The sequence below is a fragment of the Bradyrhizobium manausense genome, assembly GCF_018130615.1.
Classification (GTDB): Bacteria; Pseudomonadota; Alphaproteobacteria; order Rhizobiales; family Xanthobacteraceae; genus Bradyrhizobium; species Bradyrhizobium manausense_A.
Map to the genome: position 1 here is coordinate 1 of NZ_JAFCKB010000016.1, position 26,128 is coordinate 26,128.

The 26,128-nt window shown below is 60.8% G+C and carries 25 protein-coding genes; 18 read left to right on the forward strand and 7 right to left on the reverse strand.

Annotation, left to right across the window (positions count from 1 at the left end; translation table 11 throughout):
• From JQ587_RS25585 to JQ587_RS25625, 9 genes are all read left to right on the forward strand, one after another.
• A partial coding sequence (locus JQ587_RS25585; RefSeq protein WP_212427128.1) for an ABC transporter ATP-binding protein occupies window positions 1–681 on the forward strand: 681 nt, incomplete at its 5' end.
• On the forward strand, window positions 678–1,391 hold the full coding sequence (locus JQ587_RS25590; protein ID WP_212298422.1) for an ABC transporter ATP-binding protein: 714 nt from the start codon (window positions 678–680) through the stop codon (window positions 1,389–1,391). The genes JQ587_RS25585 and JQ587_RS25590, both read left to right, overlap by 4 nt.
• Window positions 1,392–1,404: 13 nt before the next feature.
• The gene (locus tag JQ587_RS25595) at window positions 1,405–2,283 is read left to right on the forward strand and encodes a branched-chain amino acid ABC transporter permease (protein WP_212298423.1); all 879 of its coding nucleotides are present in this window, start codon (window positions 1,405–1,407) and stop codon (window positions 2,281–2,283) included.
• Between the two features lie 2 nt (window positions 2,284–2,285).
• Complete coding sequence (locus tag JQ587_RS25600) at window positions 2,286–3,305, forward strand: branched-chain amino acid ABC transporter permease (protein ID WP_212427129.1); 1,020 nt, start codon at window positions 2,286–2,288, stop codon at window positions 3,303–3,305.
• Window positions 3,306–3,327: 22 nt separating this feature from the next.
• Window positions 3,328–4,539 carry an ABC transporter substrate-binding protein gene (locus JQ587_RS25605; RefSeq protein ID WP_212427130.1) on the forward strand — a complete coding sequence of 404 codons (1,212 nt, stop codon included), beginning with the start codon at window positions 3,328–3,330 and terminating at the stop codon, window positions 4,537–4,539.
• 212 nt (window positions 4,540–4,751) lie between these two features.
• Window positions 4,752–5,897 (forward strand): acyl-CoA dehydrogenase family protein, encoded by a 1,146-nt coding sequence (locus JQ587_RS25610; RefSeq protein WP_249154518.1) that lies wholly within the window; start codon window positions 4,752–4,754, stop codon window positions 5,895–5,897.
• A gap of 71 nt (window positions 5,898–5,968) precedes the next feature.
• Complete coding sequence (locus JQ587_RS25615; protein WP_212427131.1) at window positions 5,969–6,946, forward strand: NADPH:quinone oxidoreductase family protein; 978 nt, start codon at window positions 5,969–5,971, stop codon at window positions 6,944–6,946.
• 35 nt (window positions 6,947–6,981) lie between these two features.
• Window positions 6,982–7,653, forward strand: coding sequence for a nitroreductase (locus tag JQ587_RS25620; RefSeq protein ID WP_212427132.1), 672 nt, complete (start codon window positions 6,982–6,984; stop codon window positions 7,651–7,653).
• Between the two features lie 134 nt (window positions 7,654–7,787).
• On the forward strand, window positions 7,788–8,564 hold the full coding sequence (locus JQ587_RS25625) for an enoyl-CoA hydratase-related protein (RefSeq protein WP_212427133.1): 777 nt from the start codon (window positions 7,788–7,790) through the stop codon (window positions 8,562–8,564).
• Between the two features lie 254 nt (window positions 8,565–8,818).
• Here the strand turns inward: JQ587_RS25625 and JQ587_RS25630 are convergent, their stop codons facing one another.
• Window positions 8,819–9,568 (reverse strand): SDR family oxidoreductase, encoded by a 750-nt coding sequence (locus JQ587_RS25630; protein WP_212427134.1) that lies wholly within the window; start codon window positions 9,566–9,568, stop codon window positions 8,819–8,821.
• A gap of 107 nt (window positions 9,569–9,675) precedes the next feature.
• Between JQ587_RS25630 and JQ587_RS25635 the strand changes: the two genes are divergently transcribed.
• A complete protein-coding gene (locus tag JQ587_RS25635) occupies window positions 9,676–10,338 on the forward strand; it encodes a TetR/AcrR family transcriptional regulator (RefSeq protein ID WP_212427135.1) in 663 nt (220 codons plus the stop codon).
• A 634-nt stretch (window positions 10,339–10,972) separates the two neighbouring features.
• On the forward strand, window positions 10,973–11,851 hold the full coding sequence (locus JQ587_RS25640; RefSeq protein ID WP_212427136.1) for a helix-turn-helix domain-containing protein: 879 nt from the start codon (window positions 10,973–10,975) through the stop codon (window positions 11,849–11,851).
• Here the strand turns inward: JQ587_RS25640 and JQ587_RS25645 are convergent.
• Window positions 11,844–13,052 carry a M24 family metallopeptidase gene (locus JQ587_RS25645; protein WP_249154528.1) on the reverse strand — a complete coding sequence of 403 codons (1,209 nt, stop codon included), beginning with the start codon at window positions 13,050–13,052 and terminating at the stop codon, window positions 11,844–11,846. The two genes, JQ587_RS25640 and JQ587_RS25645, sit on opposite strands and share 8 nt — an antisense overlap.
• A gap of 444 nt (window positions 13,053–13,496) precedes the next feature.
• Between JQ587_RS25645 and JQ587_RS25650 the strand changes: the two genes are divergently transcribed.
• The 6 genes from JQ587_RS25650 (at window position 13,497) to JQ587_RS25675 (ending at window position 19,244) form a co-directional block, all read left to right on the forward strand.
• Window positions 13,497–14,687, forward strand: coding sequence for a M24 family metallopeptidase (locus tag JQ587_RS25650; RefSeq protein ID WP_212427138.1), 1,191 nt, complete (start codon window positions 13,497–13,499; stop codon window positions 14,685–14,687).
• A 41-nt stretch (window positions 14,688–14,728) separates the two neighbouring features.
• Window positions 14,729–15,544, forward strand: coding sequence for an ABC transporter permease (locus JQ587_RS25655; protein WP_212427262.1), 816 nt, complete (start codon window positions 14,729–14,731; stop codon window positions 15,542–15,544).
• The gene (locus JQ587_RS25660) at window positions 15,544–16,614 is read left to right on the forward strand and encodes an ABC transporter ATP-binding protein (RefSeq protein ID WP_212427139.1); all 1,071 of its coding nucleotides are present in this window, start codon (window positions 15,544–15,546) and stop codon (window positions 16,612–16,614) included. The genes JQ587_RS25655 and JQ587_RS25660 overlap by 1 nt, the downstream gene beginning before the upstream one ends.
• A gap of 5 nt (window positions 16,615–16,619) precedes the next feature.
• Complete coding sequence (locus JQ587_RS25665) at window positions 16,620–17,660, forward strand: extracellular solute-binding protein (RefSeq protein ID WP_212427140.1); 1,041 nt, start codon at window positions 16,620–16,622, stop codon at window positions 17,658–17,660.
• Between the two features lie 2 nt (window positions 17,661–17,662).
• Complete coding sequence (locus JQ587_RS25670) at window positions 17,663–18,526, forward strand: ABC transporter permease (protein WP_212427141.1); 864 nt, start codon at window positions 17,663–17,665, stop codon at window positions 18,524–18,526.
• Between the two features lie 91 nt (window positions 18,527–18,617).
• Window positions 18,618–19,244, forward strand: a complete 627-nt coding sequence (locus JQ587_RS25675) for a GAF domain-containing protein (RefSeq protein WP_212427142.1) — start codon at window positions 18,618–18,620, stop codon at window positions 19,242–19,244.
• Between the two features lie 323 nt (window positions 19,245–19,567).
• Here JQ587_RS25675 and JQ587_RS25680 read toward each other — a convergent pair whose 3' ends face one another.
• From JQ587_RS25680 to JQ587_RS25700, 5 genes are read right to left on the reverse strand one after another with little or no spacing between them, the layout of a single operon-like run.
• Window positions 19,568–19,993, reverse strand: a complete 426-nt coding sequence (locus JQ587_RS25680; protein WP_212427143.1) for a cupin domain-containing protein — start codon at window positions 19,991–19,993, stop codon at window positions 19,568–19,570.
• Window positions 19,994–20,019: 26 nt separating this feature from the next.
• Window positions 20,020–21,396 carry an NAD-dependent succinate-semialdehyde dehydrogenase gene (locus tag JQ587_RS25685; RefSeq protein ID WP_212427144.1) on the reverse strand — a complete coding sequence of 459 codons (1,377 nt, stop codon included), beginning with the start codon at window positions 21,394–21,396 and terminating at the stop codon, window positions 20,020–20,022.
• A gap of 25 nt (window positions 21,397–21,421) precedes the next feature.
• A complete protein-coding gene (locus JQ587_RS25690; RefSeq protein ID WP_212427145.1) occupies window positions 21,422–22,507 on the reverse strand; it encodes an isocitrate/isopropylmalate dehydrogenase family protein in 1,086 nt (361 codons plus the stop codon).
• 24 nt (window positions 22,508–22,531) lie between these two features.
• Window positions 22,532–23,887, reverse strand: coding sequence for a 2-hydroxycarboxylate transporter family protein (locus tag JQ587_RS25695; protein ID WP_249154520.1), 1,356 nt, complete (start codon window positions 23,885–23,887; stop codon window positions 22,532–22,534).
• A gap of 47 nt (window positions 23,888–23,934) precedes the next feature.
• Window positions 23,935–24,933, reverse strand: a complete 999-nt coding sequence (locus JQ587_RS25700; protein WP_212427146.1) for an amidohydrolase family protein — start codon at window positions 24,931–24,933, stop codon at window positions 23,935–23,937.
• 246 nt (window positions 24,934–25,179) lie between these two features.
• On the opposite strand from JQ587_RS25700, the gene JQ587_RS25705 reads away from it, so the two are divergent.
• Window positions 25,180–26,112 carry a GntR family transcriptional regulator gene (locus tag JQ587_RS25705; protein ID WP_249149410.1) on the forward strand — a complete coding sequence of 311 codons (933 nt, stop codon included), beginning with the start codon at window positions 25,180–25,182 and terminating at the stop codon, window positions 26,110–26,112.
• Window positions 26,113–26,128 lie beyond the last annotated feature (16 nt).

Here is a 26,128-nt window from a genome sequence, read left to right on the forward strand (position 1 = left end):
CAGATCCTCGGATTGATCGGCCCCAACGGCGCCGGCAAGACCACGCTGTTCAACTGCCTCTCCCGCCTCTATCAGCCGTCGTCCGGCGACATCCTGATGGATGGCGCGAGCATTTTGACGCGGCCGCCGCACCGCATCGCCGAGATCGGCATCGGCCGCACCTTCCAGAACGTAGCGCTGTTTCCGAACCTCTCGGTGATGGACAATGTCCGCGTCGGAACCCACGCCCGCACCTCCAGCGACATCATCAGCGACTCGCTGCGCCTTGCCTGGATTCGCCGCAGCGAAAGCAGCGTGAACAAAAAGGTGCACGAGATCCTCGCCTATCTCGACCTCGAGGACGTCGCCCACACCGTCGTGTCCGGCCTGCCCTTCGGCACGCAGAAGCGCGTCGAATTGGCGCGGGCACTGGCGGCTGACCCGAAGATCCTGCTGCTCGACGAACCCGCCGGCGGCCTCAACCACGAAGAGGTCTACGTGCTCGGCGACCTCATCCGCAAAATCCGCGACGAGCGCCACATGACCGTGCTGCTGGTCGAGCATCACATGGGCCTCGTGATGTCGATCGCCGACCACGTCGTCGCGCTCAATTTCGGCAAGAAGCTCGCCGAAGGCACGCCTGCCCAGGTGCAGGCGGACCCCGACGTCATCAAGGCCTATCTCGGGAGCAAGGACCAATGACGACGCTGCTCAACGTCAAGGACCTGCGCGCCTATTACGGCCAGGTCCAGGCGCTCCATGGCCTGTCCTTCTCGCTCAACGAGGGCTCGCTGACGACGCTGCTCGGGGCCAACGGCGCCGGCAAGACCACGACGCTGCGCGCGATCTGCAACATGGTGCGCTCCACCGGCGGCATCGAGTTCGACGGCAAGCCGCTGAACAACAAATCGACCGAGAGCATCGTGCGGTTCGGCATCGCCCATGTGCCGCAGGGCCGCGGCACCTTCACCACCATGACGGTGGAGGAGAACCTGCAGTTAGGGGCCATCACCCGCAAGGACAATGCCGGCATCGTCTCCGACATCGAGCGCATGTATGCACATTTCCCGGTGCTGAAGCAGCGGCACACCCAGCAGGCCGGCACGCTCTCCGGCGGCGAGCAGCAGATGCTCGCGGTCGCCCGCGCCTTGATGCTGCGGCCACGGCTGATGCTGCTGGACGAGCCCTCCTTCGGCCTCGCGCCGCTGGTGGTGCGCGACCTGTTCGGCATCCTCGGCAAGATCAACCGCGAGGACAAGGTGTCGATCCTGGTGGTCGAGCAGAACGCCCAGCTCGCGCTCGAGCTCGCCGACCAGGCCTATGTGATCGAGACCGGCCGCATCGTGATGTCGGGCAATGCCAAGGACATCGCGAACAACGAAGAAATCCGCAAATCCTACCTGGGTTACTGAGGGAGCCGGCACGATGGAGCTGTTTACCAACCAGGTGCTGGCCGGGATTGCCACCGGCGCGATCTACGCCTGCATGGCGCTCGCCGTGGTCATGATCTATCAGGCGATCGACCATCTCAACTTCGCGCAGGGCGAGATGGCGATGTTCTCGACCTTCATCTCCTGGCAGCTGATGCAATGGGGCGTGCCCTATTGGGGCGCCTTCATCATCACGCTGGCGTTCTCCTTCGTCGCCGGCATCGCGATCGAGCGCATCCTGTTCAAGCCGCTCGCGAAGGCACCTGTTCTGACCAACGTCGCCGGCTTCATCGCGCTGTTTGCGATCATCAACTCCTCGGCCGGCCTGATCTGGGACTTCACCATCAAGCAATATCCGACCCCGTTCGGCTCCGCGCCGTTCCTCGGCAGCCAGCTGATCTCGACCCACCAGGCCGGCATGATCGGCGTCACCGTGCTGCTGCTGCTCGGGCTCTATTTCTTCTTCCAGTACACCCGCATCGGCCTCGCCATGCGCGCCGCCGCCTCGGTGCCTGAATCGGCCCGCCTGGTCGGCATCAACACCAGCTGGATGATTGCGCTCGGCTGGGGCATGGCGACCGCGATCGGCGCGATCGCCGGCATGCTGATCGCGCCGGTGGTGTTCCTCGAGCCCAACATGATGGGCGGCGTGCTGATCTACGGCTTCGCCGCGGCCGTGCTCGGCGGCCTGACCAGCCCGTTCGGCGCCGTGGTCGGCGGTTTCCTGGTCGGCATCTTCGAGAACCTCGCCGGCACCTACATTCCCGGCGTCGGCAATGAGCTGAAACTCCCGATCGCGCTCGCGCTGATCATCTCCGTCCTGGTCGTCAAACCCGCTGGTCTGTTCGGCCGGCACATCGTCAAGCGAGTTTGATCATGAGCGCAGCAGAAGAAGTCGTCGCCGAAGGCCACGAGGCGGTCGAAGCCGTTCCGAAGCGGGCCATGACGCTGGGCACCGGCACCTCGGTGGTGGTGCTGTTGCTTCTCATCGCCGTTCCCCTGTTCGCGAAGAATTTCGTGATCTTCCAGCTGACCCAGTTGCTTTATCTGGGCCTCGCGGTGCTGGCGCTGAACATCCTGACCGGCGGCTCGGGGCAGTTCTCGCTCGGCCAGAGCGCGTTCTACGCCATCGGCGCCTACGTCACCGCTGTCATGATGGAGCAGTTCAACGTCCCCTACTTCCTCTGCCTTCCGGTCTCAGCCGTGCTGTGCTTCGGCGCCGGCTTCCTGTTCGGCCAGCCGGCGCTGCGGCTCTCCGGCGTCTACCTCGCGCTCGCGACCTTCGCGCTCGCCACCGCGATGCCGCAGCTTCTCAAGCTGAACTTCCTCGAGCACTGGACCGGCGGCGTGCAGGGCCTCGTCGTCACCAAGCCCGATGCGCCGTTCGGCCTGAAGATGTCGCAGGACATGTGGCTGTATTATTTCACGCTCGTCGTCGTGCTCGCGATCTACATCCTCTCGGTGAACTTGCTGCGCTCCCGCTCGGGCCGCGCCTTCATGGCGATCCGCGACAACGAGATCGCGGCCTCCGCCATGGGCATCAACGTCGCGCTCTACAAGACCCTCGCCTTCGGCGTCTCCGCCGCCATCACCGGCGTCGCCGGCGGCCTCAGCGCCATTGCGGTGCAGTTCGTCGCGCCCGACAGCTTCACCATCACGCTCGCGATCCAGCTGTTCCTCGGCATGGTCGTCGGCGGCGTCGGCTGGCTGCCCGGCTCGATCGTCGGCGCCGCCTTCATCATCTTCGTGCCGAACATCGCAGAAGGGATCTCCAAGGGCCTCTCCGGCGCCGTGTTCGGCGTGCTGTTGTTCCTCGTCATCTACCTCGTGCCCCACGGCGCAAGGCAGGTCGTGGTCCAAAGCGAAGCTTGGATCGCCAAAATCAAACAGAAGTGAAACTTAACCAAGGAGACCTCAGATGTTTGGAAGGACTATACGGGCGGCTGCCTTAGCGGCCGCAGTCATCTCGCTCGCCTCGGGCGGCGCGCTTGCGCAGAAGAAATACGATACAGGGGCCACCGACACCGAAATCAAGGTCGGAAATCTCATGCCGTATAGCGGTCCAGGATCCGCCTATGGCGTGATCGGCCAGGTCGAGGCGGCATACTTCAAGATGATCAACGACAAGGGCGGCATCAACGGCCGCAAGGTCAACTTCATCAGCTATGACGACGCGTACTCGCCGCCGAAAGCCGTCGAACAGACCCGCAAACTGGTGGAGAGTGATGAGGTCCTGCTCATGTTCGATCCGCTGGGCACGGCCAACAATACTGCAATCCAGAAATATCTGACGTCGAAGAAAGTTCCGCAGCTGTTCGTCGCGGCGGGCGCAACGAAGTTCAACGACCCCAAGAACTTTCCCTGGACTACGGGTTGGCAGCCGTCCTACCAGAGCGAGGCGCGGGCCTATGCAAAGTATATTCTCAAGGAAAAGCCGAACGCCAAGGTGGCCGTGTTCTTCCAGAATGACGATCTCGGGAAGGATTATCTGAAGGGTCTCAAGGACAAACTCGGCGCGCGGATTATCGCCGAGGAGAGCTACGAGACGACCGAGCCGACGATCGACACTCATATCGTCAAGCTCAAGGCGTCAGGTGCCGATACGCTGGTCAATATCAGCTCCCCCAAATTTGCGGCCCAGGCCATCAAGAAGATCGCCGAAATCGACTGGAAGCCGCTGCACATCCTCAGCAACGTTTCCTCTTCGATCGGCAGCGTGATCAAGCCCGCCGGCTTCGAGAACGCGCAAGGTGTTGTTTCCGCCACTTACCTGAAGGATCCGTCGGATCCGCAATGGGACAATGATCCTGGCATGAAGGAGTTTCAGAGCTTCCTCGCCAAGTACTATCCCGAAGGCAACAAGCGGGACATATTGTTGATCACCGGCTACGCGCTTGCCGAGACGCTGGCTCAGACGCTGAAGCAGTGCGGCGACGATCTCACTCGCGAGAACGTTATGAAGCAGGCTGCGAACCTGAAGGACTGGCGGACCGAAGCGCTCTTGCCGGGGATCTACATGAACACCTCGCCGACCGACTTTGCCCCGATCAGTCAACTGCGTCTGATGCGCCTGAGCGGCGAGAAGTGGGAGCTGTTCGGTGACGTGATCAACGGCGACACGGACGATTGATTACTTGACGGAGTATCCCGCGCACGCCTTTCGCACAGCGCCTTTGATTTTGAGGCTTTGTCGACAGGTGTGCGCGGGACGGCCGTAAGCAGTCGCCCGGCAGGAGCTGGGCATCCGGCTCGATATTCGAGCCTGCGCGATCGCCCAAATTTTGCCAATGCTGGGACATTGAACGCAATCTTTGCGTTCGTTCACAATGATGAGTAAGGCGCATGATCGACTTTCGACCCTCTTGGCTCGATTCTGACCTCGAAATGTATCGAGACACAGTGTCCCGCTTCATCGAGAAGGAGATGGTGCCGCTGGACGAAGAAGCGCGTGAGCGAGGCAATGTCGGGCACGAACTCTGGCTGAAGGCCGGAGCGCTCGGGCTTTTGTGTTCGGACATTCCGACAGAGTATGGCGGCGGTGGGGGCGATTTTCGACATGAGGCCATCTTGTACGACGCCATGTCACGGCGCGGCCTGACGGGAATGAACCCGTCTGTGCACACAATTGTGGCCCACTACCTGCTGAACCACGGGACGGAGGCGCAAAAGCGCGAATACTTGCCGCGCTTGGCCAGTGGAGAACTGGTCGGCGCCATCGCGATGACCGAGCCGGGGGCGGGCTCGGATCTTCAATCCATTCGAACACGCGCCGAGAGGCGCGGCGACAGCTATGTGATCAATGGATCCAAGACGTTCATCTCCAACGGCCTCCTTGCAGGATTGGTGCTTGTTGTCGCGAAGACTAATCCGGCTGAGCGGGCGAGTGGGATGTCGATCATTCTGGTCGAGACGGCAAAAGCTCCCGGCTTCAGGGTCGGCCGCGTACTCGATAAGCTCGGGCTGAAGGCGCAGGATACGTCCGAACTGTTCTTCGACGAGGTTATGGTGCCGGCGTCAAATCTCCTCGGAGGCGTGGAAGGTCGCGGTTTCTATCAACTGATGTCTGACCTGCCTTATGAGCGCACCATTATCGGTGTGATGGCGGTGGCAGCGATGGAGGGGGCGCTAGAGGCCACGCTCGCCTTCGTCCGCGAACGCAAGGCGTTCGGAAAATCGATCGCTGAGTTCCAGAACACAAAATACAAGCTCGCTGAACTGGCGACAGTCACGAAGGTCACACGATGCTTTGTCGACGAGTGCGTCGAAGCACTGGTTTCTGGCACGCTGGATGCTGCCACGGCTTCGATGGCAAAACTCTGGGCGTCGGAACAGCAAGGTAAGGTTGTCGATGAGTGTCTGCAACTGCATGGCGGGTACGGATACATGAACGAGTACCTCATTGCTCGCATGTACGCCGACGCACGCGTGCAACGCATTTACGGTGGGACCAGCGAAATGATGAAGGAAGTGATTTCCAGGGCGCTCTAGGTTGCCGAGTGCCCGAACTCTATCGCGTGAACTTGTTGGCCGCCCCAGGTCGGCTCGCTCGAGAGGATGTCATGAAAGCAGTCTTGGTTGAGAACTACGACCATATCGACAACATCACGATCAAGGAGGTGGCCAAGCCGGAATTGTCAGCGGGAATGGTCCGCGTTCGGATTCAGGCCGCTGCCATAGGCTTCGTTGACGGCTTGAAGGTGCAGGGCCTGTACCAGACCAAGGACCCGTTGCCGTTTACGCCGGGTTCGGAGTTTGCGGGCATCGTCGACGAGGCGGCCGCAGACGTTGAGGGCTTCCCGCCCGGTACGCCCGTCATTGGAATGGTCAGAAATGGCGGTCTAGCCGAATATATCTGCACGGCGGCTGCAGACCTCTTCGTGGCGCCAAAAGGCATTGAACCCGAGGTCGGTGCCTCGTTCTTCGCCAACTATCTCACGGCGCTCTACGCACTCAGCGCCCGGGGAAAGCTGCAGCGCGGCGAAACGCTCCTGGTCCTCGGGGCGGCGGGTGGCGTGGGAATCGCTGCAGTTCAGGTCGGAAAATTGCTGGGCGCCCGGGTCATCGCGGCAGCCTCGACCGAGGAGAAGCGACAATTTGCCATCAAATTTGGCGCGGATGAAGGCCTCGATTACACGCGCGACGGGTGGCGTGACGAGCTTAAGGCACTCACCGACGGTCGCGGCGCCGACGTGATTTACGATCCCGTCGGAGGAGAGTTGAGCCTGCAAGCGTTCCGTTCGATCGCGTGGAATGGGAGGCATTTGGTCATCGGTTTTGCTTCCGGAACGATTCCAGCGCTGCGATTCAATCTGCCTCTGCTGAAAGGGGGCGCGCTGCTTGGTGTCGATCTCGCGCAGATCGGTCGTCGCGAACCGGAGGTGCGAGATCGAGTCATTGCGCAGCTATTCACTTGGTTGAGCGAAAAGACGCTCGTTCCTGTGGTGGGAAAGGTCTTTGCATTCGGGGATTTCCACCAAGCGTTCAAAGCGATGACGACGCGTGCGGCGCTCGGAAAGATGGTCGTGCGGATCGGCTGACGATCTTCCGCATTTAGGTATTTGGAGAAACTCTCATGAAAGTGTCGGACGCTCTCAATTCGCGGACCTCTGTCCGAGCGTTCTTGGACGCTCCAGTCCCTGCAGAGATCGTGAAAGAGATACTGCTCGCCGCCAGCCGCTCACCTTCCGGCGGAAATCTGCAGCCGTGGCACGTCTGGGCGCTCAGCGGCCAAGAACTCGCACGGTTCAAAGCGCTGATGGCCGAGCGGGTTAAGAGCAATCCGATGGGCGAGCAGTCGGAATACAATATCTATCCGCCAGAATTGAAAGAGCCGTACAGAACTCGGCGGTTCAAGAACGGCGAAGATCTGTATCGCACGATCGGTATTCCGCGAGAGGACAAAGCGGCGCGCCTCAAGCAGCTTGCAACGAACTTCACGTTCTTCGGTGCCCCGGTGGGCCTGTTCTTTGCGATCGACCGGCAGATGGAGCCTGGGCAATGGGCCGATCTCGGTATGTACATGCAGTCCATCATGTTACTCGCGGCGGAGAAGGGACTGAGCACCTGCCCGCAGGAAGCGTGGGCGCTCTGGCACAAAACCGTAGGCGAGTTCATCGGGTTGCCTCCCCATCTCATGCTCTTTTGCGGCATGGCTCTGGGTTACATGGATCCGGAACATCCGATCAACAGCCTGCGTGCAGATCGCGCCGACCTGTCGGAATTCGCAACCTTCCAAGGACTTTGAGGCAGAGGGCTCCGAGAACTCCACACAAATCGTGAGATTTTATCGCTCGCGATTGCAACGATTGCGCGGACCCGCATCGGCGATCCGCTTCAAGGATGTTATCCCGCGTACCGAATTCGAAAGGGTGATCGGAAATGACGTACGAAAATGTCAAGGTGTCACGTGAGGAGCACTGCACGATCGTCACGATCAACAGGCCCGAGGCGCACAACGCTTTGAACTCGGCTTGCCATTCCGAACTTGAAGCGGTCTTCGACAAGTTTGCCGCGGATGACGAACAATGGGTCGCGATCATCACGGGAGCCGGACAGAAAGCCTTCTGCGCAGGGCACGATCTAAAGCAGCAAGCCGCTGGCGGTGGTCTCACAACTCCATCCAAGGGCTTCGGCGGCATAACGAAGCGCTTTGATCTGGCGAAGCCGATCATCGCAGCCGTCAACGGGGTGGCGATGGGAGGCGGGTTTGAGATCGCGCTGGCGTGCGACATCGTGGTCGCCTCCGAGAACGCCGTCTTCGCTCTGCCGGAGCCGCGGGTTGGCCTGGCAGCCCTCGCTGGAGGAATTCAGCGGTTGCCTCGCGAGATCGGGCTCAAGCGAGCAATGGGCATGATGCTGACGGGGCGACGGGTCAGCGCCGAAGAGGCGCTCTTGCTCGGTCTGGTCAACGAAGTGGCGCGCGGTGACCTTATGGCCGCCGCCAAGCGGTGGGCCGATGAGATCCTTGCATGCAGCCCCATGTCGGTGCGTGCCACCAAGGAAGCGGTTCTTCGCGGGCTTTCCCGATCCGTTTCGGAGGGGCTGTCGGAAGAATGGAACTACCCGGCAATGAAGGCGATGCTCGCCTCCGTGGATGCAGTCGAAGGTCCGCAGGCCTTCGCAGAAAAGCGAAAACCGGAATGGAAGGGGCGGTAGTGGCCAGGAGGAGCAAGTCCGTAGCTCCGGAGTACGCCTCCTTTATCGCTGGCAGGTCGGTAACCTGCTTTCTCCCCAACTTTGGCCGCTGCCCCAATCCGCCTGGGGCGGGCCATCCGGCGTACGCCATGTCGAGAAGACGGTGCTTCGACAAAGCAAGTCTCGACGCCTCCAGCAGGACCGCCGTCCAGAGCAAGATCAGCGGCGAGCTACCGACGTGCTCCAGACGGGCTGCCCAATAACGTCTGTCTACTTCACCAGGGGAGCGGGCCTTGGGCATTTGAAAAGCCGCCCGTAGGGCTGTTCGGACCCAGCAGAGCGACTCGGACGGGCTCGCGCGCGGCTTCCTCGACCGTACCGGGACCGATGAACTTATTGTTGTCGGTGGCCGTAAAGCCGGGACAGACCGCGTTGACCTTGATGTTGGTGCCCTCGAGCTCGACAGCGAACGCCTGCGTGATTGCATTTAGGGCAGTCTTCGATGACGAATAAGTTCCGGCATACTGGCGCAGCGGGTGTGAAGGGTTGTCGTTCAGCGTCAACGAACCAGTCATGCTTGAAACGTTGATGATTCTCCCCGCGGGTGCCTCACGTAGGAGCGGTAACATCGCTTTCGTGACAGCGACGACGCCGAATACATTGGTCTCGTAGACGGCGCGCAATTCGTCCATGCTTACAGCGGACAAATAGGTTGCTTGCATGATTTGCTCCGCTGTCCGGCTTTGCGGGCCGGCATGCGATACGCCTGCGTTGTTCACGAGAACGTCCAGCCGGCCATACACCTTGCGGACATGGATGGCTGAAGCCGCGATTGAGGCTTGGTCAGTAACGTCGAGCTGGACCACTTTGGCATCGAGCCCGACGCTGTTGGCAATCGCTTCGCCCGCTTCGACGCGGCGCGAACCAATGAGTACGGTGTATCCGTTTTGCGCAAGATCCTTTGCGATTTGCAGGCCGATTCCTTTGTTGGCTCCGGTAACAAGAGCCACGGGCTTTCCATGCATCTTTATCTCCTATTGGCGGGTGGGAAACCCACTTGTCTTTTGCTATATGCGGAACGTGCGTCCGGTTGTCATATGCGGAACGATGTTCCGTTTATCAAGAGGTAAAATTGGCTCACGACGACAAAAAGTCGAAGCGGCGGGCAGCGGCCAGCGCGCGTACCAAGCGCCACCTGCGGGCCGACGCGCAGCGCAACATCGATTTGCTTCTTCAGACAGCTGCTGAGCGGTTCGCTCGGTCAGGAGTAGATGTGCCCATGCGTGAGATTGCCGAGCGGGCAGGGGTAGGTGTTGGTACGCTCTACCGCCATTTTCCGACGCGTTCCGACCTTGTCGTGGCGGTGTTTCGTAAGGAGGTCGGTGAATGCGTGGATACTCTGTCGGTGTTGGCGGCCAACCATCCAGCTGGAGACGCGCTTACACGATGGGTGTCCCACTATGTCGATTTTATCGCCGCCCACCGGGGGCTCGCAGCGGCCCTGAACTCTGGAGATCCGGCACTGGAGGGGCTGCCCTCCTATTTTCAGCAACAACTAGGTCCAGGAATTCAGCGGCTGCTGGATACTGCGGCGACCGCCGGCGAGATTAGGGCCGGGGTGAAGCAAAACGAACTTCTTCACGCCGTCGCCATGCTGTGTGTTCCGCCTAGCTGCGGCGAACCCACGGATCCGAAGCGGATGGTGGGTCTGTTCATTGACGGTTTGCGGTTTGGCGCCAAGCCGACCGCGGATCGGTACACCAAGAGGGCCCCGGCTCATAAGGGAAGGACCTAGATTTCACCGAGTGGACCGCGCTTTACTTGGCAACAGGACCTGAACGGTCCTGGCGGCGGCTCGAGCAACTGGCTCCAAGTGACCGTCTGATGCTGATGTCCTAGAGCACCACTGCGAATCCGCGCATCACAGGTTCGAGAACGACGGGCTGCATGTTTCACCCAAGTGCAGCCTTTTCCAACGAGATCGACGACGACGGGGAATGCCAGGCGGTTCCGACCTTGTTTTGGTGGCAGCCGTCACATGTGGTCGAACACAATCGAGTATGGTGGCGCGTTGCAAAACGTGGATCGACAATCCGTCGCCTGAGACCCTGTTTCCGACAGCCGGTCCGCTTTACGCTCTGATCAAGGGTGGGCTGTTGGCGGTAAAAAGGTACGAGGTTGCGTCCCCTTGATGCGGCAGACGCGTGGGCTCGCATCGGCTCGCAAACCGGGGGCGCTTGTGAGAAGCGCATTCATCTTTCCATGGCCGGAAATTGGCGGATATCCTATTTGTGCCGAGAAGCCTGCGTAGTAGACATCCCGGGGCATGTTCTTTGCTTGATGGTGTCCAACGGGGTCGTACCTGTGAGGTGCGTCCCATTTGTAACGCACCTCACGGAGGTCGCGCAGGACAAGTAGGAGCTTCGGAAATGACATCAGTTGCTGAGGAGGCTAAGACCAAAATCACCGCTAGGTGGGGAATGCCTCCGGCCGCGTTTCTGGCGCCTTTACCGAAGAGCGGCATAACGCTCGCCCGTTGGCGGCGGATGGGGACAGGCGATTCATTTAGTCAGAAGGCTCCGCGAGCGAACCATTATCTCCTGTCACTCGTTCTGAAGCCCATGAAGGCCCGGTCATTCATTGACCGACGGCAGATCTGGACTGGCCCGATCCCCGCAAATTCGGTGCGAATCGTCGATCCGGATTGTGAGCGAGAATGGTTTACCGACAGCGGCTTCGATTTGCTCCACTGTATGATCCCAAGGAGCGCTGTCGCGGAAATGACCGCTAGCGACGAGAGGATCCGCTTCGCCGATCCACTTTATACGCGCGACGATACAATTCTACAGATCGGGAATCAGCTACTGTGGGCCATGCAGCAGGACGGGCGCTTCGGCGTTGAATTTGCCTGCGGTGTTACGCACGCTCTGTTGGCCTATTTACTACAGCAATACACGCGGAAAACCCCGCCGCATTCGACGTCCGGCTTGCGACCGGCCCAGCTCAGACGGGTTACGGATCTCATCGCTTCAACGATCTCCAGCGGAGTGTCGTTGCAGGAGATGGCGAAGGAAGCCGGAATGAGTCCGTTTCACTTCTCGCGTCAATTCCGTTTGTCCACCGGCCAATCCCCTGTTCGATACGCGCTCGTTAAGAGAATCGAATGGGCCAAGGAGCAACTGCTGGATCGCCGCGCAGACATATTGGAAGTGGCACTGGATTGCGGATTCAAGGATGCGTCGCATTTCAGCAGAGTCTTCAAATCGGTCGTTGGCCAGTCCCCAAGAGACTATCGTCGTCTCAATTGACGGCAGCTCCTTGCGAGACTTTGAGGGCGCGTGTGACCAATGCTCCACGGATGCGAGAGCCGAGCCTCGCTCCCCTCAAGGTCAGCTCATCCAAGCCGTCGGGAAACCTGGTGAGCATTTCCGCGCCGTCTCGGGTGACGAGTATCGTGTCTGAGTGACGAACGCCGCCCTCGTGTTTGTCGTAGATGCCAGGCTCGATGCTAATCACCATGTTCTCTTGCAGGATCTCCTCGCTTCCCTCGGAAATCCATGGTGCCTCGTGATTGCCGAGGCCGAAGCCGTGGCCAACTCGGTGCAGGCGAGCTTCGTCGCCGAAGTAACCTTCGTCGCGCAGGAAATCGGTCACGCGCTTGTCGAGTTCTGCGCACGGAAGGCCCGGGCGCACGAGAGACGTTGCGAGCTCGCGCGCAGCCATCATCGCTTTGAAAGCGCCGAGCGCCCAACCTCCTGGTTTTGAGGTGAAAAAAGTTCGCTCGCATTCCGCGGCGTAACCATTACAGCGCGTCAGCGCGAGTGCCACGTGCGGGCCATTGAGGGTTCTGTCAGACAGCGCAGGGATGGAATGGGGTTGCGCACTCCGGGGGGCCGCCCAAGTGGCCATGAGAACATTGGAATCGGCCAGTTCGAAATCCGGGACTTCTCGGATCATTGCTGCCGTGACGTGCCGCGTGCGAGCGATGCCTTCGGCAACTGTGGAACCAAAGTAGGCTGCGGCCGTAAGCTGCTGCACGGCTGCGTCGGCATGTCGCGCTGCGCGACGGATCATATCGATCTCGGCCGGTGACTTGACCGTCCTCAGTTCCTCGACGAGAGGTAGAATTCGGACCTCTCCCGGAAGTTCCGTCCGAATCTCCATGCGAAGGCTAGGCTCCACGCCAATCACTGCAGAAGGACCAATCAGATCCAGCAAGGCCTCGCGCCACCCCCTGCCGCGCGACGCCGGATAGTCCCAATAGGCTATCAGGCTCGCCGGCTCGATATTGTGCGCCTTCCCGAGATGGTCGTGGTCGAGCATCGGTGTCAGCAGGGTTGGAGCGCCTTTCCTTGGTACGAGCAGAAAGAATGGTCGCTCCAACGGTTCGAAGCCTGCACCGGTGAGATAGTAGATGCTTTCGCGCGACGTGATGATGAACACATCAACGTCATGGATCTTGTCCTGCAGCCGCTCCAGCCGATGAGCGTATTCCGATTTTGAAATCATCACCTAGGTTCACCCAAAGAAAGATATTGCAGACTTGACCATCGGTATCGATCCGGTCCTGTCCTTGGTCGCGCAAATGTCATTGCGGCTCCCGATCTCGTGGGATTCATCGAACAAGAATTGACGATGACCGTAAAGTGACGCCATCAGAAATTGGCAGTATCCGGCAGCATTGAGCACAAAACGGCCAGTCCATCTCTGCGCTCCACCGTGGACAAGAGCGCACTAGAAGCTCGCTCTGCGAACCTTCGGTTAAGAAAAGCAGGAATCGACCGATTTCAGCAAGGGTCCGCCGGATGCACTCATTCGTTCCCATCCATCATGCCAATGTCATGTGAGAGCAGGTTTGCGCGAGGGCGGATCAGGATCGCCACGCTCGATGCGCGCTGATCAAGGCAATGACCCGGGACAACCTATCGTACTACGTGGAGCGTTGGCAGCATCATGAAGTTTTTGAGCCGTTCGGTCTGGGACTATCGACGAAAACTCATGCGAGACGTCATGGCCAGAAATCGCCTCGATGCCCTTCTATTCGTCACCGCCGACTTCTTCCAGTTCGCGACGAACTTCAACGTCGACGTGCAGACTTGGGAGCGGCCGATTTTGGTTTGCGTGCCATTCGATGGAGAGCCGCGCGCGATCATGAATGAGCTGTCGACGCACCACGTCCGTATGGCCCGCGAGCGTGCACAATTTTGGATCGATGACGTCGAGTTCTACTTCGAGCACCCGAAGCTGACAGAGCGTGGGTTCTCGCTGCCTCAACTTCCCGAGATGATCCATGATCTGTTGGGCCGATGCGGATTGAAAGCGTCTCGCATAGGCATTGATGCGACCCAATCCAGCTTGGCTAGGGCCGCCGGAATGTTGCCTGAACTCAAGCTGGTTCCGTGTCTGGAGGAGATGCGGTCCATGCGCTGGGTCAAACATGCCGAGGAGCTGGAGATCATGCGGCATGCGGCATCGCTATCTGACTACATCCAGGAGCGATATCGAGAAAACATAAGGCCGGGTCGCCTCGTTCAGGAATTGGACTACCAGATGGCGGTCTGCATGGTCGAAGAGGGTGGGCGGCGCTTTCCCGGTGCAAATCTGGAGGTCTTGAGGTGCTGGACTCTAAGCGGTCCCGCATCGGCGTCTCCGCATGGCGACGGCGCTTCGTGCGGGGCGAAGATCGGCAAGGGCGACGTTCTGGTCAATATCGTCATTCCTCGTCTGAACGGTATTGTCATTGAAAACGAGCGCACCTGGTTTGCCGGCGAGCCTTCGGCGGATCAGCGCAAATATTATGAGATCGCTCGCGCGGCCAATGAAGCCGCAGCAGCAGCCGCCGTCACGGATGCTCCGGTGTCGTCGATCGATTCGGCCGCGCAAAAGATCATAGAAGATGCCGGATGTGGCGGCTTCATTCGACACCGAACGGGCCACGGAATGGGGTTGCTCGGTCATGAGTACCCGCACGACATGGCGTTCAACCATCGACCTCTTCTGGAGAATGAAGTGTATTCAGCAGAGCCTGGCATCTATGTCTACGGCCTCGGCGGTTTCCGCATGGATGACACCGTGGTCGTGGGGCGGAAGCCTGAAATTCTGACCAAGGCTCCCAAAGACATCAAAAGTCAGATCGTCCATTGATGTCGGAGGAGGCACTTCGAGGGCTGGTATCGTCTCGTTCCATGAGTCGAGGCTTCCCCAGGCTTGGGCGCTTCATCTTCGCTGAGTGCGTTGCCGGTGCATATTTGCTGGTGTTCGCTCCGGTTGCGATGATCGTGCTTATAAGTTTCTTTGCGCAAGAGATCGTGAGTTTTCCCGCAAACGGCTTGACGCTGCATTGGTACGCCAATGCCTGGGCTAGGCCCGAGTTTTCACGCGGTCTTCTTACCAGTGTCCAAGTCGCTATGGCGACCACTGCAATTGGGGTTCCTCTCGGCGTAGCGGCTGCAATACCTCTCGTGCGTTCGAGGTTTCCGGCAAAAGCAGGCATCAACGTGCTCTTGCTCGCACCCTTGGCGCTTCCGGGTGTCGTCACCGGTGCCGGAATCTACATGATGTACGTTGCCGCGGAGAATGTGCTCGATACCGACATCAAGGGAACAATGGTCGGTCTGGTGGCGGCGCACACCATGCTCACTATTCCTTGGACGGTCAGACTTGTTGTCGCAAGCCTTCAAGGTCTCGACGAGGCGATCGAGGAAGCTGCGGCAAATCTCGGAGCAGGGCCATTCACTGTCTTTAGGAGGATAACGCTGCCGATGATGCGGCCTGGCATCGTCGCGGCCGCCATGTTCTCGTTCATCCAGAGTTTTGAGAATTTGGATCTTACGCTTCTCTTGGTCGGACCTGGACGCATCACATTGCCGGTAGCCATGCTGAACTACTTGGAATTCCGTATGGATCCGACGCTCGCCGCGGTGGCGACGGCGCAAATTGTCCTGGTCGGTGCGCTCATGCTTGTAACTGATCGGTTTGTGAAGCTCTCGAGGATCGTTTGATGGCAAAGTTGACGGTCGAACGACTCAAGAAGCAATTTGGAACGTCCATCGCGGTGGACGAGCTCACTCTTGAGGTCGCACAGGGGGAGATGGTGGCGCTGCTGGGGCCATCCGGTTGCGGGAAGACCACCACCTTGCGCATGATTGCCGGCTTCGTTGCCCCGACAAGTGGTCGGATGTTGCTAGGTGGAAACGACATCACGCGCGTCCCGCCGCATGTCCGCGAGACAGGTCTCGTGTTCCAATCATACGCTCTCTTCCCGCACATGACGGTAGCTGAGAATGTTGGATTCGGGCTGGAGATGCGTGGCGTTAGCCGCGCGCAACGGGGGCCACTCATCGCCGAGGCGCTTGGTCTCGTGAGGCTATCGCATCTGGCTGATCGTTTCCCGAAACAGATGTCTGGAGGACAGCAGCAGCGTGTCGCGCTCGCTCGCGCGCTCGCGATTAGTCCGAAGTTGTTCTTGCTGGACGAGCCGCTGTCCAATCTCGATGCCAAGCTCCGAGCGGAAGTCCGTACCGAGATTCGGTCGCTTCAGCAGCGCCTCGGTCTGACGACCTTAATCGTCACGCATGACCGGGAAGAGGCGTTGACCATGGCCGATCGGCTGGTCGTGATGGAGGGAGGACGGGTTCGGCAGGTCGGCTCCGCGCGCGAACTCTACGAGGAGCCACGAGACGCCTTCGTCGCTGAGTTCGTCGGACGCTGCAATCTGTTGCCGGCCACGCGCGAAGACGACGAGCGCGTCAGAACGCGCGGCGGGCTTCTGCTGTCGTCGAGAAGACGAGCGGATGAATCGTCCTCGGCGAGCACGCTGGCTATTCGGCCTGAGCGCATCGCAATCGAGCCTGGCCACCACGCAGAGATCAAAGGGCAGCTTGAGGCAGTGACGTATCTCGGCGCGCATACGGAGTACCAAGTGTTACTGGGTGAGTCGGAGCGGGTGGTCGTTACTCGTCCGACGCCAGTCCGGGATGATCCTATGCTCTCCGTGCGGACCAATGATCCAGTCTCGCTCACGTGGGACACGGAAGCTCCAAGGCTGATTCCCGAAACGGCGAAGGACTAGACAAGATGAGCTATTCTCGGCGTACGTTCCTATCGTTGAGCTGTGGCAGCGGAGCTGCCCTGCTCGTCGGCAACTCTCGATCGGTCGCCGCGTCGGCGGGACCGATCGTGGTCGGGACGTGGGGAGGCGATTACGGCCAACTCCTGGGCGACCTGGTAGACAAGCCGTTGGCCACCGCCAAAGGAATCGAGGTTGTTCAAGACGTCGCCAATGTCGATCCAAGGAAGACTAAATTATTAGCGGAGCGCGGAAGCCGTCGGGGGTCGATGGATGTAGCCTGCCTGTCCGATACGGACGCGTATCTGCTGTCGCAATCGGATGTGCTGGAGCAGGTTGGAGCCGACCAAGTATCTCGGCTTGGTTCGGTGTTCCGGCAGTTGCGCAAGAAGTGCTCGATTCCACACATCTACTCCGCGCAAGTCATCCTCTATAACCCAACCAAGATTCCCGTCCCCCCACGGTCATATGCCGATCTCTGGGATGCGAGGTGGCGTGGTCGGATCGGACTTTCCGATATTCTCTACGGCGCCAACACGCTTGCTGCTGCGCTCGCAGGCGGCGGCAGCGTCAGCAATTTCGATCCCGCGGAAAAGAAGCTCCTGGAGCTGCGGTCGTTGGACGTGAAGATATACCCGTCCAACGAGGCGCTGGCGGCCGCGCTCAAGTCGGAGGAAGTCTGGATCACCGTCATGTGGCTCGCGCGCGGCTTCATGTGGAAGAAGGCTGGAATCCCGCTCGCCCACGTTGTGCCGGAAGAGGGAACTCCTACCGTGGTGTTTGAGGCAGGTGTCCCCCGCAACGCCAAGAACAAGGTGGAGGCATTTGCATATCTCGATGCAATGCTGGACCCGAGGGCGCAAACGGGCTTTGCCGAGAAGATGGGCTACGCGCCGACGGTGCGCGATGCAACCCTTCCGGAAGAGTTGGCGCGGGAGGTGCTCCTGAACGAGGAGGAACGTACGAGGCTCTTGCTGCTCGACTACGCGTATTCGACGGGGCGGTCACAACGCACGCTTGATTTCTGGAACAAGCAGTTCAAGGCCTGATCATGGCAATCTTGCTGGTTCCTGCATGTATTCTTATTCTCGGCCTGCTCGTCGGCCCGCTGTGCTTGATGTTCCGGATCTCGTTGAACGAGCTCGGCCCGACCCAGTTGATGGTGGAAGCGCTGAGCGCTGACAACTACGTCCGCGCTGCAACAGATCCGTACTATCAGCAGATCGTGTTGACGACGCTCGGCGTTGCCTTGTTGTGCACAGCGATCACGCTCGTTATCGCGTTTCCGGCGGCCTACTGGCTTGGCCGGGTCGAGAACCGCTGGAAGAGTGTGGTGTTGATTGCCACCCTGTTTCCTCTGTTGGTCGGAAACGTGGTCCGATCTGCAGGTTGGATGGCGTTGCTTGATCGCGACGGTCTCATCAACTGGGGGCTTGCACGGCTCGGTTTGATCGCACACCCGCTGCAGCTCATGTATACGCCGAAAGCGGTCGTATTCGGTATCATAGCGGTGGTATTGCCGTACATGATCATCACCGTTTCGTCGGTAATCGAGAGCATTCCCCTTCAACTCGAGGAAGCGGCCGCCAATCTCGGGGCTTCCCCGATAGTGGTCTTTCGGAGAGTCGTTCTTCCGCTTGCGCTGCCGGGCGTTGCCGCGGGATGCACGCTCGTATTCGTCTTGTGCATGAACACTTACGCGACCGCGGTTCTCCTGGGAGGTCCTCGGTTCAAGATGATGGCGCCAGCTGTGTATGATCAGTTCATAAGGAGCAACAACTGGCCCATGGGCGCGGCATTGGCGTTCATACTTCTGCTCTTCACCATGGCCTTTACCGTGCTCGGAAGCCTCGGTTTCGCTCGGCGGTACGGGAAGGTGCCTCGTGGTCCGTCGGAGCGGCTCGCGCCAGCATGATTGATCTGAAGGGTTTCAAGTTCTCACTAAGGCTGTTGGCGCCTCTCAGGCGGAAACGTCTGGGCCAACTTTCGACGGAAAAGGAGCAACAATGTCGTCCATCGAATCGTCGTTCTTCGCGCGCCGTAGCTTACTGGTAAGTGGATTGGGGGCGGTTGTTGCGATGCCGATATGCGACCCGCTTCAGGCCGCGACAGGGTCAGATTTCGCATCTGATCCGAAAGCCCATCTGGCCGCGATAGACGACGTCGCACGAGCAGGGGCGGAGCAAGGGCAGCCTGGTATCCTCTTAGCTCGGCTCGACATGGCGTTGGCACAAACGATCGGACATAAGCTGTTCACCGTCCTGGTGCTCAACGAGGATGTCGGCCAGAATCAACGCTATTATTCCAATCAGCCGGGGGCCTATCCCGTTGGGGGGAGCAAGCCTATTGATCGGTCCAGCGTCTTCTATAAGGAGATCGTACTAACCGGAAAGCCGCGCATCTGTTACGACTACGAGGACACCAAGCGCGCATTCTTCGATCATGAACTTATCCGATCGCTCGGTTGCGAAAGTGCCGTTAACTATCCCGTGCGCTGGAACGGAAAGACGATCGGAACACTCAACCTGCTTCATCAAGCTGGATGGTATAATGAACAAAATGTCGCGGCGATCGGCGCCTTCGCAGCGCTGTCGGCTCCGGCCCTACTCGATATCGCTCGTGGTTGGAAGTGACGAGCTCGCTGCTCGTCTAGACGCGCGCCAATTTCAGTGAGGAAGGCGCGCCCAGTGGGTGACAACTGCCGGCTGCCGCCTCGATCGCGTCGCTTTGGACTGGACGATCCGGGCGCGGTTAGGTTTGTCGCGCCCGGATTTGCGGTACCTCAGGAACAGCAGACGAGAAGCGCAGTCACCTCAAAGGCGCGGAATGCAGAGAGGCTGTCCTCCATATTCGGCATCTCGTTTCTCGGGCTTCACCGGTCAATTGCAAGTCACGGTGACTGATTTCATCTTTCGCCCTACAACATGTCCGCCTGAAATCGCGAGGCTTGGCCCTCTCAGGTCGCCAGCGCAGCCTTGTGCTCGTCGTCGATCGAGCGGGTGTCGCCCGTCTCAATCAAGGTGCGGGTAGCGTCGACGGAAGCGTAGGTCCAGAGAATCTTCATGCCCTGGCTCTGCGACACATTGCGGAAGCGGTGGGGGACCTCGGCTGGGATGAAGGTGACGTCGCCCGCCTGGATCGGATACTCGATGCCATCGACCTCCGCCACTGCCGTGCCTTCGAGCAGCAAGACGCTCTCTTCGCAATTGTGCTTGTGCAGCGGGATAGCGGCACCCGGCTCGAAGATCGTGATGCCGTTGATAAAGCTGGTCGAGCCGGTGCGGCGTGTGACGAGCGGAATCGTCTTGGCGCCGCCGCCGCGCTGGCGGGCCGGGATGTCGGACGGCCGCAGGATGGCAGGCTTTGCAGTGGACGTCGTCATGATCTTTCCTTTGCTGTGAGAGAGTTTCAGGCTTTGGCGGGCCCGATCCAGAGGGTCTTGATGTTGGTGAATTCCTTGATGCCGTAGACGCCGAGCTCACGGCCATAGCCGGATTTCTTGATGCCCCCAAAGGGCAACCTGGCGTCGGACGCGACCATGCCGTTGATGAAGACCGCGCCGGCATCGATCTCGCGCGCGAGCCTGCGGGCGCGAGCAAGATCGCCGGTCCACAATGCTGCGCCGAGCCCGAACTCCGTACGATTCGCGAGCGCGACCGCACCGTCTGCGTCTTTCGCGCGAACGATGGCGGCGACCGGGCCGAAAGTCTCCTCGCAGAAGGCCGCCATCTCGACGGTGACGTGATCGATGACGGTCGGTTGATAGGTAAAACCGGGTCCTTCGACAAATTGCCCGCCGAGCTTGAGATCTCCTCCTGCGGCAAGCGTTCGCTCCACCTGGCTGTGCAGGTCGCTTCGCAGATTGGCGCGCGCCATCGGCCCGATCTGGGTGTCGCGCTCCATCGGGTCGCCGATCTTCAGCTTGCGCACACCCTCGACGAAAGCCGCGACGAACCGGTCCGCCACCGCATGCTCGACAATGAAGCGCTTGGCATTGACGCAGCTCTGCCCGACATTGATGAAGCGCGCCTTCACCGCAACCGCCGCGGCCGCCTCGACGTCGGCATCGGCGAGCACGATGAATGGGTCCGAGCCGCCGAGTTCGAGGACCTGCTTCTTCAAGGCCTGGCCCGCCTGGCTCGCCACGATGGCGCCGACTTGCGTCGAGCCGGTGAGGGTGACGGCCGCGATCCGGTCATCGGCGATGAGACCTGCGACTGTGGACGAATCGACCAGCAGCGTCCGCACCAGTCCCTCGGGCGCGCCGGCCTGCCGAACGATCTCCTCGATCGCCAGCGCGCATTGCGGCACATTGTTGGCGTGCTTGAGAATGGCGCCATTGCCGGCGGCGAGTGCCGGGGCTGCGAAGCGAAAGAACTGCCAGAACGGATAGTTCCACGGCATGATCGCAAGCACGACGCCAAGGGGATCGAACACCACGGCGCTCTCGCTGGCGTTCGAGGCTGTCTGCTCGTCAGCGAGGATACGCGCGGCGTGCTCTGCGTAGTAGTCGCAAGTGACGGCGCACTTCTCGATCTCGGCCTCAGATTCCACGATGGGCTTACCCATCTCACGCGTGATCAGATTCGCGAAACGCGGCTTGTCGGCGCGCAAGACGCGTGCGAAGCCGCGCAGAAGCTCGATCCGTTCGCGGATCGGGACCCGGCGCCACCGGAACTGCGCGGCCGCGGCGGCCGTGAGCGCCTCATCGACCTGTTGCGCCGAGTGCGAGGGGAAACGTGCGAGTTCCGCGCCGTCATGGGGATTGATTGAAATGATCGTCATGGCGTTCTCAAGGCTCTGCAATGGATCAGGCCGCGGCGTTGTTCGCCAGCAGACCGGTGAGCGCCGCGACCACGGCATCAGTGAATGCGCGCGTCCCAAGCTGGCCGCCGACGTCGCGAGTGCGCGTTGTCGGATCGTCGAGAACCTCTTCGACCGCACGCTCGATCAGTTGCGCAGCCGACACGAGCCGGGGATTCTCGTCGCGCTGGCCGCGCCACTGCAGCAGCATCGCGGCCGACAGGATCAGCGACGTCGGATTGGCGAGGTCCTTGTCCGCGATGTCGGGGGCGGAGCCGTGCTGCGCCTGAGCGACGCAGATCCTCTCACCGGCATTGATCGAGCCGCCGAGACCGAGGCTGCCGGACAGTTCGGAAGCTTCGTCGGACAAGATGTCGCCGAACATGTTGGTGGTGACCATGACGTCGAAGCGATCCGGCGTGCGGATCAACAGCGCGGCGGTGGCATCGACGATGAGCTCTTCCAGCTCGACATCGGGGAAGTCAGCGGCGACGCGGCGCACCTCACGCAGGAACAGTCCGTCGGACATCTTGACCACATTGGCCTTGTGCACGGCCGTCACCTTCTTGCGCCGGCCGCGCGCCAGCTCGAACGCGGTTCGGGCGACGCTCGATGACGCCTTGGCGGTGATCTTGCGGATCGAGAACGCCATGTCCGGGTCGGGCATGAACTCGCCGGATCCGGCGAACATGTTCCGGTCCGAATAGAAGCCTTCGGTGTTTTCTCGGACGATGACGAGGTCCATCGGCTTGCGCAGGATACTGAGATCTTTCCGCGAGCGGCAGGGCCGCACATTGGCGTATAGCTGGAATTTGACGCGCAACTCCCCGGATGGGTTGATGCCGCCCTTGTCGCGCGACGGATATTCGTAGTGCGAGACGGGGCCGAGAATGACGCCGTCGGCTTCGGGAATCCGTGTCATGACCTGGTCGGGTAGGGTCGTTCCCTGTTCCTTGAGACTGACGAGGCCGATCTGATGGGTCTCGTACTCAAGGCCAAGAGAAAGCGACTGGTCTGCGGCTTTGAGCACACGCAGGGTTGCGTCGGTGATCTCGGGGCCGATGCCGTCGCCGGGAAGCACGATGATTTTCATGGGTGTCTGCTCTGTTGGAAGTGGTCAGCGGTTGAGATAGGCCATGGCGAGAAGCGCGATGGTGACGGTGATGCCGCCCCCAATGCGGGTTGCGATCTGGGCAAATGGCATCAGCCGCATGCGGTTGCTGGCGGACAGGATGGCGATGTCGCCGGCGCCACCCATGCCGCTGTGCGTTCCCGCGACGATCGCGCTCTCGATCGGATAAAGGTTCACCCAGCGCGCGGTGAGAAACCCGGTGAGCACCATCGCCGAGACGGTTGCTACGATGGTGATGAGGTTGGCGGGCGCGAAGCCCGCAACCAGCTTGTCCCAGGGCGTCAGCACCACGCCGAAGGCGAACAGCATGGGATAGGCGACGGCGGTCAGGCAGAATTTGTAGGCCGCGTAGGAACCGGACTGGATGCGCGGCGTGACGCCGTGACACAGCTTCAGGACGACCGCCATGAACAGCATCACGACCGGCGCCGGGAAATGCAGCAGATGGAAGGCAAGGACGCCGCACAGATACAGCGTCACGGCAACCATGCCGGCAGCTGCGAAGTTCTGCATGTTGCCGTCGGTCTTCAAGGTATTAGCCTGTTCAGTGAGGTCGGCATCGCCGACCGGCTGCAGCCGTCCTTCACCGGTGAGGGAGGGGCGCCGCTTGCCGAGGTAGGATAGCGATCCCGCCAGGATGATCGCGGTCAGATTGCCGACCAGGATCGCCGGAAGCACGCGCGCGAGGACTTCGCCCTGTGACACGCCGGTGATGCCGGCATAGCCGATTGACAGCGGGATCGCGCCTTCGCCGACGCCGCCGCCCATGATGGGCACGACGATGAAGAAGAAGCTGTCGAAGGCTCCCAATCCCAGCGCGCTTCCCGCTGCGGTACCAACGAGGGCTGCGACAACGCTGCCGGCGGCGAGCGGCACGAAGATCTTGGCAAAGCCCTTGATCAGGATCGTGCGGTCCATGCTCAGGATGCTGCCGACGATGACGACCGCGATGAACAGGCTGAGCACATTGCTTGATTTGAAGAAGTCGCCGACGACCTTGACTGCCGGTGCGGGAATCCAGCCCTTGTAGGCGAGGTAGGAGGGGACGAAGGTGACGAGGACCGCGCCGCCGCCGATGTGGCGAATGACGGGCAGGCGGTTGCCGATCTCGCCCAGTGTGAAGGCGAAGGCAGCCATGATGCCGACCACCATGGCGATCTCGCCGCCGACATGGCCAGTCGCGCTGAACGTCACGAGCAATGCGATCAGAACGACATAGGCGGGCGCCGGTATGATGCCGACGTCGGTGTCCATGAACGCGCGCCACAGGCGGCCGAGAGTGCTCGAGGTTTGGCTCCGATCCGTCTCACCCGGCGATACCGTCATTGTCTGCTCAGCCATCCCGTTCGCTCCCAAATGATCGTCTTGTCGCTGTTTGCCGGTGGGGTTCAGAAGCCGTAGAGGCGCGCTGGATTGTCGACGAGGATCTTGCGAGCGATGCTCGCATCGTCCGTCCACGACGAGAGCAGGGACAAGAGGTGCGCATCGTCGACCTGCCGGAACGGTTCGATCTCGCCCGGCTTGCGCTCGCGGCGCTCCGCGCCGCCGCCGGTGTGAGGCCAGTCCGACGCCCAGATCAGGCGCTCTGGATTGGCGGCGATGAGCGTGCGGGCAAGCACCGCCACGTCGTCATAGTCGGGCGCGCGCTGTGAGGCGCGATAGGCGGCGGACAGCTTGACCCAGACTTTCCCGGTATCGAGCAGGCGGAGCAGCGTGGCGAAGCCCGGCTGCTCGGGACCGAGCGCCGCCTTTGCGCCGGCGAAGTGATCGAGGATGACCGGCACGGGCGAGGCGGTAATGGTCTCGGCGAGCGGCTCGACGAGCGGCAGATCGACATAGATCTGCACGGCCAACCCCGGGCGTGCGACGCGCGCCATGGTCTTTGCGACCGCTGCGACCGCCGCCGCGGCGCGTTCCTCGCCCTTGACGTTGAGGTTCACCCTGACGCCGACGACACCGCCTTGGGTGAGCTTCGTCAGGTCAGCGTCACGAATGCGGTCAGGATCGATCACTGCGATGCCCCGGGATATTCCTGGGCCGAGCTCGCGCAAGCCGTTCAGCAGGCATCGATCGTCGTCGCCATAGACGCTGGGTTGCACCAGGACCAGACGATCGACCCCAAGGCCACGCCGAAAGCTCTGCAGGTCCGTCACGGACGCTGCTCCCGGCGTGTAGGTCCTTGGCTCCGCAAAGGGGAAACGATCGGGTTCAAAAACATGGACGTGGCAGTCGGTGGTGCCCGCCGGCGGGAATTGCACCTTTGGGGCCGCGGTGGCCGCCTCCGTCTGCGAGATCGCACCGGCGATCACGCTCGACATCGCGAGTGCCGCGGCGGCCTCGCTGAGCACGTCCCTCCGGCTCGGAAACCGAGCGTTTTGCATGATCATGAGCGCTTCCCTTGGCCCCTCTGTTGGCGAGGGATGGCCAGCTCGTACGTTGATTTTTGGTATTTTGCAATAGTAAAATGCCAAAATTAGCAGTTCCGGTTTGTTGTGTCGGGCGGAACGGCCTGTATGGCGCGCGCTTCAGCCCGCCGTTTGCGGTCGCGGAGCCTCGGCGCGAGGCGACACCTACGGCACCGCCGGACGTTGTATCGATGTCGTGGCTTTCGCTATGAAGGGCGACCGGATGGAATGATGAGTCGAACTGAAATGCAGCCAACGCCGCTGATCAGCGAGCTTGCCAAACAGATTGCAGAGCATTTGCGCGCGGAGAATCCGCAGGCGGGGACGCGGCTCGTTGAGCGCAAATTGGCCGAGCGGTTTCGCGTCTCGCGCTCGCCGATCCGGTCGGCCCTGCAACTGCTCCACACCCAGGGTATGCTCGGCGTCGCGGGAAGCGGCGGCTTCATTACCATCGACACTCCCGAAGCCTCGTGGCCTGAGCAAGAGTCGATCCCGAACAACGACGAGGCCATGTACTTACGGATTGCGCAGGATCGTCTCGACAATCTGCTTCCTGAGCGTGTCACCGAGAATGAACTGCAGCGGCGCTATGACCTGACGCGCGGCGAACTGGCGCGGCTGCTGCGGCGCATCCTGAGCGAAGGCTGGATCGAGCGACTGCCCGGACACGGTTGGGCATTCCTGCCCATGCTCACCTCGATCGAAGCTTACAAGGACAGCTATCGCTTCCGCCTCACCATCGAGCCTGCGGCGATCCTGGAGCCAGGCTTCGTGCTCGACCGTGCTCCGCTGGAGGCCTGCCGGCAACAGCAGCAGCGCCTGGTCGACGGCGAGATTTGGTCAGTCTCGAGCCCCGCGCTGTTCGACATGAACAGCAAGCTGCATGAGGCGATCATCGAGTGCAGCCGGAACTCCTTCTTTATCGATGGGCTCAAGCGTGTCGACCGGCTGCGGCGGTTGATGGAATACAGGCAGTCGCTCGATCGGCGATACGCGATCATTCGCTGTCGGGAACACGTCGAACTTGTAGATCTCCTGCTGGCAGACAGGCGTCTCGATGCTTCCAAGTTCATGAAGCAGCACCTCTCTTCGGTAAGCGTCGAGAAGGTCATGAACACGGCAGGCACCGCCGTTCAAGGCGTGTCATCGGGAGACGATTGAGAGCACGAGCCGATCG